We start from the raw sequence: 17,425 nt of genomic DNA, 5'->3' as shown, positions 1-17,425 counted from the left end.
TTATGTCTCACACTATCGACCTTACGCTGGACGGCCTCTCCTGCGGCCACTGCGTCAAACGCGTGAAAGAAAGCCTGGAACAGCGTCCTGATGTGGAAAGCGCTGAAGTGACTATCGATCATGCCGCCGTAACCGGCAGCGCCAGCGCCGACGCGCTGATTGATACCATTAAACAGGCCGGTTACGGGGCGGAGTTAAGCCACCCAAAGGCTAAACCGCTGGCAGAGTCATCATCCCCGTCGGAAGCACTGACAGCGGCCACTCCTGAGCTTCCGGCAGCTGATGATATTGATGACAGCCAACAGCTGCTGATCAACGGCATGAGCTGCGCCAGCTGCGTCTCTCGGGTACAAAACGCCTTGCAGGCCGTACCGGGCGTCGCGCAGGCACGGGTCAACCTTGCGGAGCGTACTGCGCTGGTGATGGGCAGTGCCTCCGCCGCAGATTTAGTACAGGCCGTTGAGAAAGCGGGCTACGGGGCGGAGGCCATCGAAGACGATGCCGAGCGCCGCGAGCGCCAGCAGGAAACGGCTATCGCCACCATGAAGCGCTTCCGCTGGCAGGCGATCGTTGCCCTGCTGGTCGGTATTTCTGTGATGGTCTGGGGCATGATGGGTGACAACATGATGGTCACCGCTGAAAACCGCACGCTGTGGCTGGCGATAGGCCTGATTACTCTGGCGGTCATGGTCTTTGCAGGCGGGCATTTCTATACCAGCGCCTGGAAGAGCCTGAAAAACCGCACTGCGACGATGGATACGCTGGTCGCGCTCGGTACCGGCGCGGCGTGGCTCTATTCAATGAGCGTGAACGTCTGGCCCCAGTGGTTCCCGATGGAAGCGCGGCATCTCTATTATGAAGCGAGCGCGATGATTATCGGCCTGATTAACCTGGGCCATATGCTGGAAGCCCGCGCCCGTCAGCGCTCCTCGAAAGCGCTGGAACGCTTGCTCGATTTAACCCCGCCGACGGCCCGCGTGGTTACGGACGACGGGGAAAAAAGCGTCCCGCTGGCCGAGGTTCAGCCCGGCATGACGCTGCGCCTGACGACGGGCGATCGCGTTCCCGTTGACGGTAAGATAACCCAGGGCGAAGCCTGGCTGGATGAAGCGATGCTGACCGGCGAGCCTATCCCTCAGCAGAAATCAGACGGCGACGCCGTTCATGCTGGCACGGTGGTGCAGGACGGCAGCGTGCTGTTTACCGCCAGCGCCGTCGGCAGCCACACTACGCTGTCGCGTATTATCCGCATGGTGCGTCAGGCGCAGAGCAGCAAGCCGGAAATTGGCCAGCTTGCTGACAGAATCTCGGCCATTTTTGTGCCGGTGGTGGTCTGCATTGCCCTGCTGAGCGCGGCTATCTGGTATTTCTTCGGCCCGGCACCGCAGATTGTTTACACCCTGGTGATCGCCACCACGGTGCTGATCATCGCCTGCCCGTGCGCCCTTGGCCTGGCGACGCCGATGTCGATTATTTCCGGCGTCGGACGCGCCGCCGAGTTTGGCGTGCTGGTCCGTGATGCGGATGCCCTGCAGCGGGCGAGCACGCTGGATACCATTGTCTTTGATAAAACCGGCACGCTAACCGAGGGCAAACCGCAGGTTGTGGCTGTGAGCACCGCTGGCATTGCAGAAGAGGACGCGCTGCGCCTTGCCGCCGCGCTGGAGCAGGGTTCCAGCCACCCGCTGGCCCGCGCCATTCTCGATAAGGCGAATGCTTCTGCCCTGCCGCAGGTCAGCAATTTCCGCACGCTGCGCGGGCTAGGCGTCAGCGGTGAAGCCGACGGCCACGCGCTGCTGCTGGGTAACCAGGCGCTGCTCAATGAAAACGGTGTTGATACGTCCGCGCTGGAAGATGAGCTGAAAGCGCAGGCCTCTCAGGGCGCCACCCCGGTTCTGCTGGCGGTGGATGGCAACGCTGCCGCGCTGCTGGCCGTGCGCGATCCGCTTCGCCAGGACAGCGTGGATGCCTTACAGCGACTGCACCGCGCGGGCTACCGTCTGGTGATGCTGACCGGGGACAACCCGACCACCGCCAACGCCATCGCGAAAGAAGCCGGTATAGATGAGGTGATTGCGGGCGTGCTGCCGGATGGCAAAGCGGACGCCATCAAGAACCTGCAAAGTCAGGGTCGCCAGGTGGCGATGGTGGGCGACGGCATCAACGATGCCCCGGCGCTGGCCCAGGCGGACGTGGGGATTGCCATGGGCGGCGGGAGCGATGTCGCCATTGAAACCGCCGCCATTACGCTGATGCGCCACAGCCTGATGGGCGTTGCCGATGCGCTGGCCATTTCGAAAGCCACGCTGCGCAACATGAAGCAGAACCTGCTGGGGGCATTTATTTATAACTCGCTCGGTATCCCGGTTGCCGCAGGCATTTTGTGGCCGCTGACCGGCACCCTGCTGAACCCGGTTGTTGCGGGTGCGGCGATGGCGCTCTCGTCCATCACCGTGGTGAGCAACGCCAACCGTCTGCTGCGGTTTAAACCGAAAGATTGAACCTTGTTCTCGTACGCGCTAGCATGACCCTTTCCGGTCATGGAGCGCGTATGAGTCTGTTTAATCGTATAAAAGCATCGTTTCGCGCCCTCTTCCCCCGCCGCTATGACTGGCCCGGTATGGATATTACGCTTCCGGGTGGGCAACACCTTCACCTGGTCGGCAGCATCCATATGGGCACGCAGGGGATGTCACCCCTGCCACCCGGTCTGATAAAACGCCTGAAGCGCGCCGACGCGCTGGTCGTCGAGGCGGACATTTCCGGCCACGAGTCGCCGTTTGCCGGGCTTGAAAGCGATCTCCCACTGGCGGAACGTCTGAATGAGGCCCAGCTTGCGGAACTGACGCGCGTCGCGGATGAAACTGGCGTGTCGCTCTCCATGATTGATACCCTGCCGCTGTGGCAAATTGCCATGGTACTGCAGGCCACGCAGGCGCAGCGTCTGGGCCTGCGCGGTGATTACGGCATTGATTACCAGCTGCTTAACGTGGCGCGGGCGCGCCGTATGCCCATCATCGAGCTGGAAGGGACGGACAGCCAGATTGCGCTCCTGCGCCAGCTTCCTGACGATGGTCTGATGCTGCTGGATGATACCCTCACCCACTGGCACACCAACGCGCGCCTGCTGCAAACCATGATTGGCTGGTGGCTGGATGCACCGCCCGCGGACGGTAAGCTGGCGTTACCGTCGACGTTCAGCGAATCGCTGTATGATGTGCTGATGAATGCGCGCAACAAAGCCTGGCGAGAGACGCTGCATGCTTTACCTGCGGGGGAATACGTGGTGGCGGTCGGGGCGCTGCATTTATACGGCGAAGGGAATTTGCCGTCGCTGTTGAAATAAAAAAATGGCCAATATCTCTATTGGCCCGTCAAAGAGGAATTTCATCGTTTTTATTATACCGAAGTGACCTTCGGCTGAGCCGATTGTCGCTCAAAGTGACCATCACTGCCAACACTATTGCGCAAGATGGTGCTATTTTTTAGACAAACGTCAGGCGTATGCTGGCCGCATGAATTGTCTGCCGTAAGAAGGATAGCTATGACTCCCGCCGTTAAATTACTCGAAAAACACAACATTTCTTTCCGGATCCACACCTACGATCACGATCCGAACGAAACCAACTTTGGTGATGAAGTGGTGCGAAAGCTGGGGCTGAATGCTGACCAGGTCTATAAAACGCTGCTGGTCGCGGTGAATGGTGATATGAAGCACCTCGCCGTGGCGGTTACCCCGGTGGCGGGACAGCTGGATCTGAAGAAAGTCGCCAAAGCGCTGGGGGCGAAGAAGGTGGATATGGCCGACCCGATAGTTGCGCAACGCACCACGGGCTATCTGGTGGGTGGGATCAGCCCGCTCGGACAGAAAAAACGCCTGCCGACGCTGATTGATGCGCCTTCCCAGGAGTTTGAAACCATCTTTATATCCGGCGGCAAACGCGGGCTGGATATCGAGCTGGCGGCGGGCGATCTGGCGAAAATGCTGGACGCGAAGTTTGCGGATATTGCGCGCCGGGATTGAGAAAATTGCCCGGTGGCGCAGCGAGGTAAAAGCAAAACGGTAACAGGCGTTACCGTTTTTTGTGTTCGCGCCCTCTCCCGGTGGGAGAGGGTTGGGGTGAGGGCATCAGGCCGCACAACACTACTGCCAGCTCACCTCGCCCTTCGGCTCATACGCGTTCACGTCAATCGGCGAATTCTGCTCGATGTACTGCTTCAGCACTTCCGCATCGATAAAGCCGGTATTTACGTAGCCCGGTTTATTATCGATGTGCGGATAGCCATCGCCGCCGGTGGCGTTAAAGCTTAACGTCGCCAGACGGTAGGTTTTCGCCGGATCGACCGGCTCGCCTTTGATTTTCAGATCGTTGAGCTTGCCGTCCTTCGCCACAAAGCTGACGTTGGCAAACTGCGGGTAGGCACCCGAGTCCGGCTTCATCTGCGCCACGGCGGTCAGGTAGTCAACGACCTCTTTCCCGCTCATATCCGCATACACCACCACGTTGCCGAACGGCTGCACTTTCAGGACGTCTTTGTAGGTGATGTTTCCACCTTCGATGGAGTCACGAATGCCGCCGCCGCTCATTACGCCAAAGTCGGCATTCGTGCGCGCCATTTGCGCCGCCAGCACCAGATGGCCCATGTTAGTCTGCACAAAGCGGACTTTGCTGCGGTCCCCTTCCAGACGACCGTTCAGCGTGCCGATTTTCACGTCCAGCTGCGCCTTGCCTTTATTCTGGAACGGCGTCAGCAGGGAGAGCATCTGCTGGTTTTCAGCAATCTCTGGCGTGTAAAGTACCCGCTCGCTTTTCCCGTCCGGGTAGGTTACTTTTTTCTTCAGATTGACCGGAATGAGCTGATAGCGCACCAGCTTCATCTCGCCGTTACGGAACTCAAAATCCGCCCGACCCACGTATTTACCCCACTCGTGCGCCTGTACTATCCAGATACCGTTCTGACGGTCTGGCGCGCATGGCGTGCCCGGCACGTAGTCCACCTGCTTTTTGTTTTCGGAAGCCCTACACACCGGATCCTGTGAGTGACCACCCACAATCATCGCCAGCGAGCCTGCCGGCAGGCTGCGCGCCATCTCCACGTCGCCGGGCGCATTGGAGCCGTGCTCGCCGTTATCGTAGTGTCCCATGTGGGTAGTGGCGATAATCACGTCCGGCTTTTCGTTCTGCTGCAGCTCCTGAATCACCAGCTTCGCTTCGTCTGCCGGTTTGCGGAATTCGATATCGGTGAAGAACTCAGGGTTGCCGATTTTTGCCGTATCGTCGGTGGTTAAGCCAATGACCGCGATTTTGAGATCCTGACGCTTAAACAGCGCCCACGGCTTAAACAGACGTTCGCCGGTGCTTTTCTGATAAATATTGGCGGAGAGGAACGGGAATTTGGACCATTTCTCCTGCTGACGCAGCACGCTCAGCGGGTTATCAAACTCGTGGTTACCCACGGCCATCGCGTCGTAACCGATTAAATTCATGCCGCGGAAATCGGGTTCAGCGTCCTGTAAATCGGATTCCGGCACGCCGGTGTTGATATCGCCCCCCGACAGCAGCAGCACGCTGCCGCCCTGGGCCGCCACCTCTTTGCGAATGCCGTCCACCAGCGTTTTTTGCGCCGACAGGCCGTATTCGCCGTATTCGCTGCGCCAGAAATGGCCGTGATGATCGTTAGTATGCAGAATAGTGATTTTATAGGTTTTATCTTTTTCATACGCCTGCGCGGGCAGGCTTGTCAGCCCCCATGCGGCGATGAGCGCCAGCGCGACGCCTCGCTTCATTAACTTCATCTTCTCTCTCCCTGACCAATAGACAAAGGCAAAAATTACAGTGACTAACAAGAATAGACAAATAAGTTTTCAGAATTGCGACTTTCTTCAAATGTCACACGCGGGTATGTTAGTCGGATAATAATTACACCCTGCATCTCTAATAACTAAAGACGTGGTACTTCTCTCTATGGCAATCAGTGAATCAACCCAGCCCGTTCCGGGCGCGCCGGCGTCGCCGCCAGCATCGCGCACCTCTTTTAAAGTCTTAGGCGCAATCAGCCTCTCGCACCTGCTCAACGACATGATCCAGTCGTTGATTCTGGCAATCTACCCGCTGCTGCAGTCCGAGTTTTCGTTAACCTTCGTACAGATCGGGATGATCACCCTGACCTTCCAGCTCGCCTCTTCGCTGCTACAGCCGGTGGTGGGCTACTGGACGGATAAATACCCGATGCCATGGTCGCTGCCGATAGGCATGTGCTTTACCTTAAGCGGGCTGGTGCTGCTGGCCATGGCGGGGAGTTTTGAAACGGTGTTGATTGCCGCGGCGCTGGTGGGCACCGGCTCGTCCGTCTTCCATCCGGAATCCTCCCGCGTGGCGCGTATGGCTTCCGGTGGTCGTCACGGGCTGGCGCAGTCACTCTTCCAGGTAGGGGGCAACTTCGGTAGCTCCCTCGGCCCGCTGCTGGCGGCGGTGATTATCGCCCCGTACGGCAAAGGCAACGTGGCCTGGTTTGTGCTGGCCGCGCTGCTGGCGATTATCGTGCTGGCGCAGATCAGCCGCTGGTATGCCGCTCAGCATCGCGTGAATAAAGGGAAACCTAAAGCGAAGGTTATCAATCCCCTGCCGCGCAATAAGGTTATCCTGGCCGTCTCTGTGCTGCTGGTGCTAATTTTCTCGAAATACTTCTATATGGCGAGCATCAGCAGTTATTACACCTTTTATCTGATGCAAAAATTCGGATTATCGGTACAGAATGCGCAGTTCCACCTGTTTGCCTTCCTGTTCGCCGTTGCGGCAGGTACGGTCATTGGCGGGCCGGTGGGGGATAAGATTGGCCGTAAATATGTCATTTGGGGCTCTATCCTCGGCGTGGCACCGTTTACCCTTATTTTGCCGTACGCGAGCCTTGAATGGACGGGGATTTTAACCGTGATTATTGGTTTTATCCTCGCTTCCGCCTTTTCCGCCATTCTGGTCTATGCCCAGGAGCTGCTGCCTGGCCGGATCGGTATGGTTTCCGGACTCTTTTTCGGTTTCGCCTTCGGCATGGGAGGGCTTGGCGCAGCGGTGTTAGGGATGGTTGCGGATCACACCAGCATCTTCCTGGTTTATAAAATCTGCGCTTTCCTGCCGCTTCTTGGGATGTTAACCATATTCCTGCCTGATAACCGTCATAAATCCTGAATTACGGGTAGCTAAAGTTTTGCTTTGGCTACCTTCCCCCCTTACGCCATAAGGGTTTCCTCTTTATCCCCTCACTGAATTTATCAATATGCGCTTTTTTACGTGCATATTGCCGTTTTATTCAAACTTCAACAATTATTCATAAACATAAGGGTAAAAATTGTCATAAACTATTACCTGGCTTTTTGGTATTTACGCCAAAAATGGAACCCCCACCACGAAAGGAGACGGAATGCACCACGCCACACCGCTTATTACCACCATTGTTGGTGGACTTGTGCTCGCTTTTATCCTTGGCATGATTGCCAATAAGCTGCGTATTTCTCCTCTTGTCGGCTATTTGTTAGCGGGTGTACTGGCGGGACCTTTCACGCCAGGCTTCGTGGCGGATACCAAACTGGCGCCTGAGCTGGCGGAACTGGGCGTGATCCTGCTGATGTTTGGCGTCGGTCTGCACTTCTCCCTGAAGGATTTGATGGCGGTAAAGTCGATTGCCATACCAGGAGCGATCGCCCAGATAGGGGTGGCGACGCTGCTGGGGATGGCGCTTTCCGCAGTGCTTGGCTGGTCGCTGATGACCGGCATCGTATTTGGGCTGTGCCTCTCAACCGCCAGTACCGTGGTGCTGCTGCGCGCGCTTGAAGAGAGGCAACTGATAGACAGCCAGCGCGGGCAGATCGCGATCGGCTGGCTGATTGTGGAAGATCTGGTGATGGTGCTGACGCTGGTCCTGCTGCCCGCCGTCGCCGGAATGATGGAAAAAGAGAACATCGGCTTCGCCTCGCTGGCGCTGGACATGAGCATCACCATCGGCAAGGTGGTGGCGTTTATCGCCATCATGATGCTGGTGGGCCGGCGTCTGGTGCCGTGGATCATGTCCCGCAGCGCGGCGACCGGCTCCCGCGAGCTGTTTACCCTCTCCGTGCTGGCGCTGGCGCTGGGCATTGCCTTTGGCGCTGTCGAGCTGTTTGATGTCTCCTTCGCGCTGGGCGCTTTCTTCGCCGGGATGGTGCTGAACGAGTCCGAGCTGAGCCACCGCGCGGCGCACGATACCCTGCCGCTGCGCGACGCCTTCGCCGTGTTGTTCTTTGTCTCCGTCGGCATGCTGTTTGATCCGATGGTTCTGATTCACCAGCCGCTGGCCGTGCTGGGCACGCTGGCGATCATCATCTTTGGTAAGTCGCTCGCCGCCTTCTTCCTGGTGCGGATGTTCGGCCACTCCCCGCGGACGGCTTTGACCATCGCCGCCAGCCTGGCGCAGATTGGTGAGTTCGCCTTTATCCTCGCCGGTCTGGGTATGGCCCTCAACCTGCTGCCGCAGGCCGGGCAAAATCTGGTGCTGGCGGGAGCGATTCTGTCGATTATGCTGAACCCGGTACTGTTTGCCCTGCTGGAAAAATACCTCGATAAAACCGAAACGCTGGAAGAACAAACGCTTGAAGAGGCCATCGAGGAAGAGAAGCAGATCCCGGTAGATATCTGTAACCATGCCCTGCTGGTGGGCTTTGGCCGCGTCGGCAGCCTGCTCGGTGAGAAGCTGATGGCGCAAGGGATCCCGCTGGTGGTGATAGAAACGTCGCGCACCCGCGTCGACGAACTGCGCGAGCGCGGTATTCGCGCGGTGCTGGGCAATGCGGCGAACGAAGAGATCATGGAGCTGGCGCATCTGGACTGTGCCCGCTGGCTATTGCTGACGATTCCGAACGGCTATGAAGCGGGCGAGATTGTGGCCTCCGCGCGCGAAAAGTGCCCAACAATTGAGATTATCGCCCGTGCACACTATGACGACGAGGTGGAGTACATTACCGAGCGCGGTGCAAATCAGGTGGTGATGGGCGAGCGCGAAATTGCGAATACGATGCTGACGTTGCTGGCGAAACCGCCGGCTGAAGAGGCTGTTACGGGGTAATTTGGTGCGGCCTGATGCCCTCACCCTAACCCTCTCCCACAGGGAGAGGGAACAAACACTAAAAACGGCAACCACAGGTTGCCGTTTTGCTTTTACCTGTCCCAATAAGCCTCTTCAAGGCTGTCTTCCCGTTCCGGCAGACCGCGCGTTAAGCGCGGTGAATGCTGGTTCAGCACCTGATAGCTCACGCGGTTGGCATATTTACACACCTGCGCCAGCGACGAATAGGTCAGCCAGCTGAACTTGTGCTTGCTGGAATTCGGCACGTTGGTTTTGTGGTAGGCGTTAGCGGTAATGTCGTGCAGCAGCGCGGCCAGCGCGCCGTCACCCGCACCATTGGTGTTCATGATCTTCTCCGGCCCGCCCATGTACGGCGCGATGTGGGAGTAGATACGCAGAGGGTTCACGCAATCTTTATGGCGCATGCCGCGGCTGAACTCGTACTGGTTGAACTCGGCAATCGCGCCCGGCAGCAGCGGGTGCTGGGTTTTGCGTTTGCTCTCTTCCTCAGTGAAGCCCGCCATATACAGCCCAACAGGGCCGGCGGTGCAGAGCACCAGGTCCACCCAGTCCAGCGCTTTATCAGACGCCAATAGCGGATCGCTTTCACCGGTCAGCGCTTCGGCCTCTTCTTCGTTCATCGCCAGAATCGAGACGTGCTCTTTCAGGAACGCCTGCCACCACTCCGGGTTATCGGCAATCACGAATTTCGTGCCCAGGGTTAACACCACCGGCACATCGTACTTTTTGGCGTACTCAATCGCCTTCATGGTCGCTTCCGGCATCGGCTCGCCCGGCTTACAGCGCACCAGGTAGGAGGTCAGAACCAGCGCAGAGGCGCCCGCGATCACCTCTTCGGGAATGCTTTCCGCGCGCAGCCTGTTCATATGACCCGGGCTGATGGCAAAGGTACGTTCGCCGGACTCACCGATCAGCGTAAAGCAGCGGCCAATCGGCCCGTCAACGCCCTGGAGATAGTTCAGATCGGTACGGCTGGAGGTGTTGCACAGGTAACGGTAGGCGTAGCCCCCGATTTCGATATTGCTGCACATCACGCCGAGCAGCACCGAGCGGTCGTCTGCCAGCACGGAGTAGTTGTGCATGGTGTTGCCGATGGTGCCGCCGGCAAACTGATGGGTAATCAGGTTTTCGCGCACCAGCTCCTGGTACAGCGCTTCGGCAACGTCGTCCTCAATGACCAGCGAGTGACCGGCGCTCAGACCGTAACGGGCGACAAACGCATCATCGACTTTCGCTTCAATGTCCACCAGCGTCTGATCGATACCGACGACCCACGCCGCGCTGGTTTCATTTTCTGGCTGGATTTGCTGCAGGAGCGGATCGCGGGCATCAACGGGGAAGTAATGTTTAGATTTGCGTTTACCGGGAAATTTCATGGTCTGGACTGTACGAAGAATATGGGCCGGGAATGGTAGCACAAACCCGGCCCGGAGTGCGATCAGCGGCTGTTCGTCACCAGCGAGACCATCATGTCGATATGTTCAGGCGAGTCGTTAAGCGCCGGAATGTACTCATACTTTTCGCCCCCGGCCTCAAGGAAAAACTCCCGGTTTTGCACCGCGATCTCCTCCAGCGTTTCCAGACAGTCTGCCGAAAAGCCCGGTGACATCACCTGGATGTGCTTCACGCCCTTCTCGCCGAGCATTTTAAGGGTCTCATCGGTGTACGGCGTCAGCCACGGCTCACGGCCAAAGCGCGACTGGAAGGTCATCATCACCTTCTCCGGCGGCAGGCCGAGGGCGGAGACCAGCTCGCGCGTGGTATCGCGGCAGCGCTGCGGGTAATCATCCCCTTCATTAGCGAAACGCTGAGGGATCCCGTGGTAGGAAAGCAGCAGCAGATCCGGCTCGCCGTGTTTTTCAAACGACGCACGGGCGCTGTTGGCAAGTGCTTTAATATAAAGCTCGTTATCAGCGTAATCGCGAATAAAGGTCACGCCAGGAATGCGGCGGCGGGTTGCCAGAATGCGGGCCAGCTCGTCCCAGACGGCGGCCACCGTCGAGCAGGAGTACTGCGGGTAAAGCGCCAGCACGACGATATGGTCCACCCCCTGCGCCAGCAGCGAGTCCACCGCGCTTTTCAGGGACGGTTTGCCGTAGCTCATGCCGAGCGCGACGGGCATCTCCGGCAGGCGGGCGGCCAGCGCTTTTTCCTGACGACGGCTGTACACCATCAGCGGCGAGCCCTCTTCCATCCAGACGGACTGATAGAGTTTGGCAACGCGCGGAGAGCGAATCGGCAGAATGACGCCACGCAGCAGCGGCCACCACAGCAGTCTCGGAAAATCCACGACGCGCGTGTCGCTTAAAAATTGTCGCAGATAGCGTTTTACCGCGTCTGGAGTGGGTGCTTCTGGAGTGCCCAGATTGGCAAGCAGGATGCCGGTTTTCGCCTGACTCATTCACGCCTCTTAACCATTTGATAGGTTGTCAATTGTAGCGGAAATGCGTTTAAACGAAACCCATTGCTGTAATAGGTGAGATGAGAATATTTCTCACCCGGGAGCCCGGGTGAGAGGCGCGCGATTAGCCGAGGATTTTTTCCAGCTCTGCACGAACGTCAGCCACGGCTTTGGTGCCGTCAACTTTCGCGTATTTGGTGTTACCCGCCTGCGCTTCTTTAGTGTAGTAGCCGATCAGCGGCGCGGTCATCTGATGGTATTCCACCAGGCGTTTACGCACGGTCTCTTCCTGATCGTCTTTACGGGTGGTCAGCTCTTCGCCGGTCACGTCGTCTTTGCCTTCAACCTTAGGCGGGTTGAATTTGATGTGGTAAACGCGGCCAGAAGCAGCGTGCACGCGGCGGCCAACGATGCGGTCAACGATCAGCTCGTCCGGTACGTCAAACTCCAGAACGTAGTCCACGTTGATGCCCGCTTCTTTCATGGCGTCAGCCTGAGGAATGGTGCGTGGGAAGCCGTCCAGCAGGAAACCGTTACGGCAGTCTTCCTGAGCAATGCGCTCTTTGACCAGAGCAATAACCAGCTCGTCGGTTACCAGCTTGCCCGCGTCCATGATGTCTTTCGCTTGTTTACCCAGCTCGGAGCCAGATTTAACAGCGGCGCGCAGCATGTCACCGGTGGAGATTTGCGGAATACCGTATTTCTCCATGATGAACTGAGCCTGAGTTCCTTTACCCGCGCCCGGAGCGCCAAGCAGAATAATACGCATTGCGAAAATCCCCTCAAAAGTCGTTTCAATTTTTCAAAAGCGCTAAACAATACCACCAGAATGGGCATCGCTCAAGGAAGGCGGGAAGGCTGAAACGGTTAATGGGGGGAGATTATTTGGAGTTGTGCGGTCTGGTGCCCTCACCCCGGCCCTCTCCCACGGGGAGAGGGAGAAGACCAGGGGGGGCGTGGTCAATTACGCCAGCAGCAGCGCATTCACACGTTTAATGAACAGGTTAGGATCTTCCAGCGTGCCGCGCTCGGCCAGCAAGGACTGATCCAGCAACAGTTCAACCCACTCGGCAAAGCGGGCGTCGTCCTGGGTATCCGCGGCGCGTTTCACCAGCGGATGATCCGGATTAAGCTCAAAGATATATTTCACTTCCGGCACCGCCTGGCCCGCCGCGGCGAACAGCTTCGCCATCTGGGTGCTCATTTCGTCGGCATCGGTGGTGACAATCGCCGGGGTGTCGGTCAGACGATGCGTGAAGCGCACCTCTTTCACGCGGTCGCCCAGCAGGGTTTTCACGCGTTCAACGAACGGCTCCAGCGCCTTCTCGGCTTCTTTCGCGCTTTCGTCCACTTCATCCGCCAGCTTGTCGATGGATTCGTCCGCTTTAGCGACAGACTGGAACGCCTTCCCGTCGAACTCGGTCAGGTAGTTCATCATCCACTCGTCGATGCGGTCAGAAAGCAGCAGCACTTCGATGCCTTTCTTACGCAGCAGCTCCAGGTGCGGGCTGCTCTTCGCCGCCGCGTAGCTGTCGGCGGTGATGTAGTAAATCTTCTCCTGCCCTTCTTTCATGCGGGAGATGTACTCTTCCAGCGACACGGTCTGCACGGAGGAGTCGGTGTGCGTAGAGGCAAAGCGCAGCAGTTTGGCGATGGTTTCAATGTTCGCCATGTCTTCAGCCGGGCCTTCTTTCAGCACCAGGCCGAACTGTTTCCAGAAGGTTTGGTATTTTTCGGCATCGTCTTTCGCCAGTTTTTCCAGCATCTGCAGCGCACGTTTGGTCAGGGCGTTGCGCAGGTTACGGGTGACGGTGCTGTCCTGCAGAATTTCACGCGAAACGTTCAGCGGCAGATCGTTGGAATCTATCAGACCGCGTACAAAGCGCAGGTAGTTCGGCATGAACTGCTCGGCGTCGTCCATAATGAATACGCGCTGCACGTACAGCTTCAGGCCGTGCTTGTGATCGCGGTTCCACATGTCCCACGGCGCCTGCGCCGGGATGTACAGCAGGCTGGTGTACTCCTGCTTACCTTCCACGCGGTTGTGGCTCCAGGTCAGCGGGTCGGTAAAGTCGTGGGCGATGTGCTTGTAGAACTCGTTGTATTCGTCGTCTTTAATTTCCGACTTATTGCGCGTCCACAGCGCCTGAGCCTTGTTGATCTTCTCCCAGGAAACCACGGTTTCACCGTCTTTCTCTTCCTGTTTTTCAATCTCTACCGGCAGGGCGATGTGATCGGAATACTTGCTGATGATGGAGCGCACGCGCCAGTCGTTCAGGAAATCGTCTTCGCCTTCGCGCAGGTGCAGGGTGATTTCAGTCCCGCGATCCGCTTTGGTGATGTCATCAACGGTGTACTCGCCTTCCCCTTTGGATTCCCACAGCACGCCGTTCTCGGCGCTGTCGCCCGCCGCACGGGTGCGCACGGTAACTTTGTCGGCCACGATGAACGCCGAGTAGAAACCGACGCCGAACTGGCCGATGAGCTGGCTGTCTTTCGCCTGGTCAGAACCCATGGACTCGAGGAACGCTTTGGTGCCGGATTTGGCGATGGTTCCGAGGTGGTCGATCACCTCGTCGCGGTTCATCCCGATGCCGTTATCGGCGATGGTCAGGGTGCGGTTCTCTTTGTTGAAAGAGACGCGCACGCGCAGCTCGCCGTCGCCTTCGTACAGATCCGGGTTGGACAGCGCGCGGAAGCGCAGCTTGTCCGCCGCATCGGAGGCGTTGGAAATCAGCTCACGCAGGAAAATTTCTTTGTTGGAATACAGGGAATGGATCATCAGGTGCAGAAGCTGTTTTACTTCTGACTGGAAACCACGGGTTTCTTGTCCTTTCATCTAAGTCGACCTCAACAATGCCATTTAATGGGGTTTTAAAACGTTGAGGGAGAGATGGGGATAAGGGGAGAAATTTTCAAGCGGAGGCCGCGCGCGCAGCCTCCGTTTGGTCAGAAAATAATCTTGTGGCGTCCGGCCAGCGAGTGCGACAGCGTGGTGCCGTCCACCATCTCCAGCTCGCCGCCCACCGGCACGCCGTGGGCGATGCGGCTGGCATCAACGCCGTACTGCGCGCACAGCTCGGCGATGTAGTTGGCGGTTGCCTCCCCTTCCACCGTTGGGTTGGTGGCGAGGATCACCTCTTTGATCGTTTCGGACTCAAGACGCTGTTCAAGGCGGTCAAGACCGATATCATCCGGGCCAATGCCGTCGAGCGGGGAGAGATGCCCCATCAGCACGAAGTAGCGGCCGGAAAACTGCCCGGTTTGTTCGATGGCGTAGATGTCCGCCGGACTCTCCACCACGCAAATCTGACCGTTTTCCTGACGACGCGGGTTCGTACAGATGTTACACACGTCCTGCTCGGTAAAGGTGCGGCAATCCGCACAGTGACCAATTTCTGACATGGCGCGGGTCAAAGCCTGCGCCAGGCGCATCCCGCCGCTGCGGTCGCGCTGCAATAGCGTAAACGCCATGCGCTGCGCCGACTTCGGGCCAACGCCCGGCAGGCAGCGCAGCGCTTCCATTAACTGCGTGAGCAGCGGACTGGTTTGCATCAGAATGGCATCTTGAAGCCAGGCGGCAACTGCATACCGCTGGAAACAGAGGCCATTTTCTCTTTCTGGGTTTCGTCGATACGGCGAGCGGCATCGTTAAACGCGGCTGCAACCAGATCTTCCAGCATCTCTTTGTCGTCTTCGAGCAGGCTCGGGTCGATTTCCACGCGACGGCAGTTGTGCGCACCGTTGATGGTCACCTTGACCAGACCGGCACCGGATTCACCCGTGACTTCCAGCTGAGCGATCTCTTCCTGCATCTTCTGCATTTTTTCCTGCATCTGCTGAGCCTGCTTCATCAGGCCACCCAGACCGCCTTTTCCACCAAACATAGGCTTCTCTCTTCTTTCACGTTTAAGGATTACAACCGTAAGTCAGACTCACGATCAAATGGGGCGAATACTCTCTTCATCCAGATCGGCGTCGAAGAACCGGCGCAGGGTCTGAATGTTGTTATCCGCAATTATCGCCTCGCGCGCCTGCGCGAGCTTCTCTTCATAAATGGCCTGGCGCCACTCGAGCGGCGTTTTCACTGCCGGATTATCATCTTCAATGATAGTCAATTCAACCGGTGAGCCCTGTAAAGCAGCAAGCGCCTCGGCCAGCGCCTTTTGCGCGCCAGGGGAGTTGAGGTGCCGCTGGCCCGGACGCAGGTGCAGACGCACCTGATTGCCGTCCTGCTCTTTCCAGGCGTTCAGCGCGACTTGCTCCACCAGCTTCGGCAGCTGGAGTTTGCTGACCTCGGCGGCCCAGGCGTCCCGCGCGATAGACTCTTCGGCAAGCTTCGCGGAAAGCTCCGGCGTTTTCTCATGCTCCAGCGCCTTTTTCAGCGCTTTTGGCGTGGCGACCTCTTCCTTCACCGTTTCAGTAATGGTGGTTGCCTTCCAGCGGTAAGCCTCTTCTTTCACCGGGGCTTTCTGCTCGAGCGCGGACGGTGCCGGACGCGACTGTACGCGCTCCGTTACCGAGGCCAGTCGTTCAAGCGCGGCGTTGTTCACCGGCCGCGCTCTTCCTGGCGCTGCCGGTTCACTCTTTTTTGGTTTGGTTACTCCCTGCGCACGCTGTAGCTGGCTGCGTGCGGCAAGCACCGAACTGGTGGCATCCGACAGCGGCACGTTTTGCTGCGGCGGCGGTGTCGGCTGCGGTGGCACCTGCTGCGGCGACATCACCGCCGTAGGGGCGACCGGGGCGAAAGACTGCCGCGGCACTTCAGGCTCCGGCAACGGCATGCGCGGGTGGAACGCCAGCGCGCGCAGCAGCGTCATTTCAACGCCCATACGTGGATCAGGCGCGTACGGCAGCTCTTTGCGGCCAATCAGCAGCGTCTGGTAATACAGCTGTACGTCGGCAGGCGGCACGGTGCGGGCAAGTTCACGCATCCGCTGTTCAATGGCGGCCATGTCCGCACCGATGGCGGACGGTGAAAGCTGCAACATCGCCACGCGGTGCAGCAGGCTGAGCATCTCGACCAGCAGCGCTTCCCATTCAATCCCCCGCCCCGCGGCGGCGTTGACCAGCGACATCACGCGCTCACCGTTGGCGGCAATCATCGCTTCGATAAGCGACAGCGCCTGATCGTCATCCAGCGTGCCGAGCATGGTGCTGACCGCCTCGGTGGAGAGCTTACCGTCACCGCTGGCAATGGCCTGGTCGGTCAGGCTCAGCGCATCACGCAGGCTGCCGTCCGCCGCGCGGGCCAGCAGCTGCAGGGCGCGCGGTTCGTGGACAATATTCTCTTCATCGAGAATGTGCTCAAGCTGCGCGCGGATCTGCTCAACGTCCAGCGCCTTCAGATGGAACTGCAGGCAGCGCGACAGGATGGTGACCGGCAGCTTTTGCGGATCGGTGGTCGCCAGCAGGAATTTAACGTGCGCGGGCGGCTCTTCCAGCGTTTTCAGCAGGGCGTTAAAACTGTGGCGCGACAGCATGTGCACTTCATCGATCAGATAGACCTTGAAGCGGCCACGCGCCGGGGCGTACTGCACGTTGTCGAGCAGATCGCGGGTATCTTCCACTTTGGTGCGCGAGGCGGCGTCAATCTCGATCAGATCGACAAAACGCCCCTGCTCGATCTCCCGGCAGTTATCGCACACGCCGCAAGGGGTGGCGGTGATCCCGGTTTCGCAGTTGAGACCTTTCGCCAGCAAACGGGCAATAGAGGTCTTACCGACGCCGCGGGTGCCGGAAAAAAGATAGGCGTGATGGATGCGACCTAGCGACAAGCCGTTCGCCAGGGCCGTCAGCACATGTTCCTGACCGACAACGTCAGCAAAGGTTTGTGGTCGCCATTTACGGGCTAACACCTGATAACTCATGGGCAGGCTCTGCAACGCTGGAAGGTGAATTTATGGA

The 17,425-nt window shown here is 58.4% G+C and carries 13 protein-coding genes and 1 other annotated feature; of the genes, 5 read left to right on the top strand and 8 right to left on the bottom strand.

Going from position 1 to position 17,425, the window contains the following annotated elements; all coding sequences use genetic code 11:
* The first annotated feature begins 2 nt into the window (after positions 1-2).
* The 3 genes from copA (at position 3) to ybaK (ending at position 4,024) form a co-directional block, all read left to right on the top strand.
* Positions 3-2,501, top strand: coding sequence for a copper-exporting P-type ATPase CopA (gene copA / locus V1603_RS08655; protein ID WP_395313772.1), 2,499 nt, complete (start codon positions 3-5; stop codon positions 2,499-2,501).
* 50 nt (positions 2,502-2,551) lie between these two features.
* Positions 2,552-3,346, top strand: a complete 795-nt coding sequence (locus V1603_RS08650) for a TraB/GumN family protein (RefSeq protein WP_395313771.1) — start codon at positions 2,552-2,554, stop codon at positions 3,344-3,346.
* A gap of 198 nt (positions 3,347-3,544) precedes the next feature.
* Positions 3,545-4,024 carry a Cys-tRNA(Pro)/Cys-tRNA(Cys) deacylase YbaK gene (gene ybaK / locus V1603_RS08645; RefSeq protein ID WP_166710298.1) on the top strand — a complete coding sequence of 160 codons (480 nt, stop codon included), beginning with the start codon at positions 3,545-3,547 and terminating at the stop codon, positions 4,022-4,024.
* Positions 4,025-4,144: 120 nt separating this feature from the next.
* Here ybaK and ushA read toward each other — a convergent pair whose 3' ends face one another.
* On the bottom strand, positions 4,145-5,797 hold the full coding sequence (gene ushA, locus V1603_RS08640; RefSeq protein WP_395313770.1) for a bifunctional UDP-sugar hydrolase/5'-nucleotidase UshA: 1,653 nt from the start codon (positions 5,795-5,797) through the stop codon (positions 4,145-4,147).
* A gap of 169 nt (positions 5,798-5,966) precedes the next feature.
* Between ushA and V1603_RS08635 the strand changes: the two genes are divergently transcribed.
* Together V1603_RS08635 and ybaL are read left to right on the top strand one after the other, a co-directional pair.
* The gene (locus V1603_RS08635; RefSeq protein WP_163330446.1) at positions 5,967-7,187 is read left to right on the top strand and encodes an MFS transporter; all 1,221 of its coding nucleotides are present in this window, start codon (positions 5,967-5,969) and stop codon (positions 7,185-7,187) included.
* Between the two features lie 232 nt (positions 7,188-7,419).
* On the top strand, positions 7,420-9,096 hold the full coding sequence (ybaL, locus tag V1603_RS08630) for a YbaL family putative K(+) efflux transporter (protein ID WP_192983382.1): 1,677 nt from the start codon (positions 7,420-7,422) through the stop codon (positions 9,094-9,096).
* Between the two features lie 92 nt (positions 9,097-9,188).
* Here the strand turns inward: ybaL and V1603_RS08625 are convergent, their stop codons facing one another.
* From V1603_RS08625 to dnaX, 7 genes are all read right to left on the bottom strand, one after another.
* Positions 9,189-10,493 carry an inosine/guanosine kinase gene (locus V1603_RS08625; protein ID WP_395313769.1) on the bottom strand — a complete coding sequence of 435 codons (1,305 nt, stop codon included), beginning with the start codon at positions 10,491-10,493 and terminating at the stop codon, positions 9,189-9,191.
* A gap of 62 nt (positions 10,494-10,555) precedes the next feature.
* Entirely contained in the window at positions 10,556-11,518 is a 963-nt protein-coding gene (gene hemH / locus V1603_RS08620; RefSeq protein WP_116341550.1) for a ferrochelatase, read from the bottom strand.
* A 124-nt stretch (positions 11,519-11,642) separates the two neighbouring features.
* Positions 11,643-12,287, bottom strand: coding sequence for an adenylate kinase (gene adk, locus V1603_RS08615; RefSeq protein ID WP_006809841.1), 645 nt, complete (start codon positions 12,285-12,287; stop codon positions 11,643-11,645).
* A gap of 195 nt (positions 12,288-12,482) precedes the next feature.
* A complete protein-coding gene (htpG, locus tag V1603_RS08610; RefSeq protein ID WP_395313768.1) occupies positions 12,483-14,357 on the bottom strand; it encodes a molecular chaperone HtpG in 1,875 nt (624 codons plus the stop codon).
* Positions 14,358-14,467: 110 nt separating this feature from the next.
* Positions 14,468-15,073, bottom strand: coding sequence for a recombination mediator RecR (gene recR, locus V1603_RS08605; protein WP_006809843.1), 606 nt, complete (start codon positions 15,071-15,073; stop codon positions 14,468-14,470).
* The gene (locus V1603_RS08600; protein WP_003858972.1) at positions 15,073-15,405 is read right to left on the bottom strand and encodes a YbaB/EbfC family nucleoid-associated protein; all 333 of its coding nucleotides are present in this window, start codon (positions 15,403-15,405) and stop codon (positions 15,073-15,075) included. Before V1603_RS08600 ends, recR begins: the two co-directional genes overlap by 1 nt.
* Positions 15,406-15,459: 54 nt before the next feature.
* Positions 15,460-17,388 carry a DNA polymerase III subunit gamma/tau gene (gene dnaX / locus V1603_RS08595; RefSeq protein ID WP_116341554.1) on the bottom strand — a complete coding sequence of 643 codons (1,929 nt, stop codon included), beginning with the start codon at positions 17,386-17,388 and terminating at the stop codon, positions 15,460-15,462.
* Positions 16,066-16,130 (bottom strand) — a sequence feature (DnaX frameshifting element). Its footprint overlaps the gene before it by 65 nt.
* Positions 17,389-17,425: the final 37 nt, after the last annotated feature.

The organism is Enterobacter sp. ECC-219, from assembly GCF_043966805.1.
Taxonomy (GTDB): Bacteria; Pseudomonadota; Gammaproteobacteria; order Enterobacterales; family Enterobacteriaceae; genus Enterobacter; species Enterobacter cloacae_N.
This window is presented reverse-complemented; position numbering and strand designations above follow the sequence as displayed.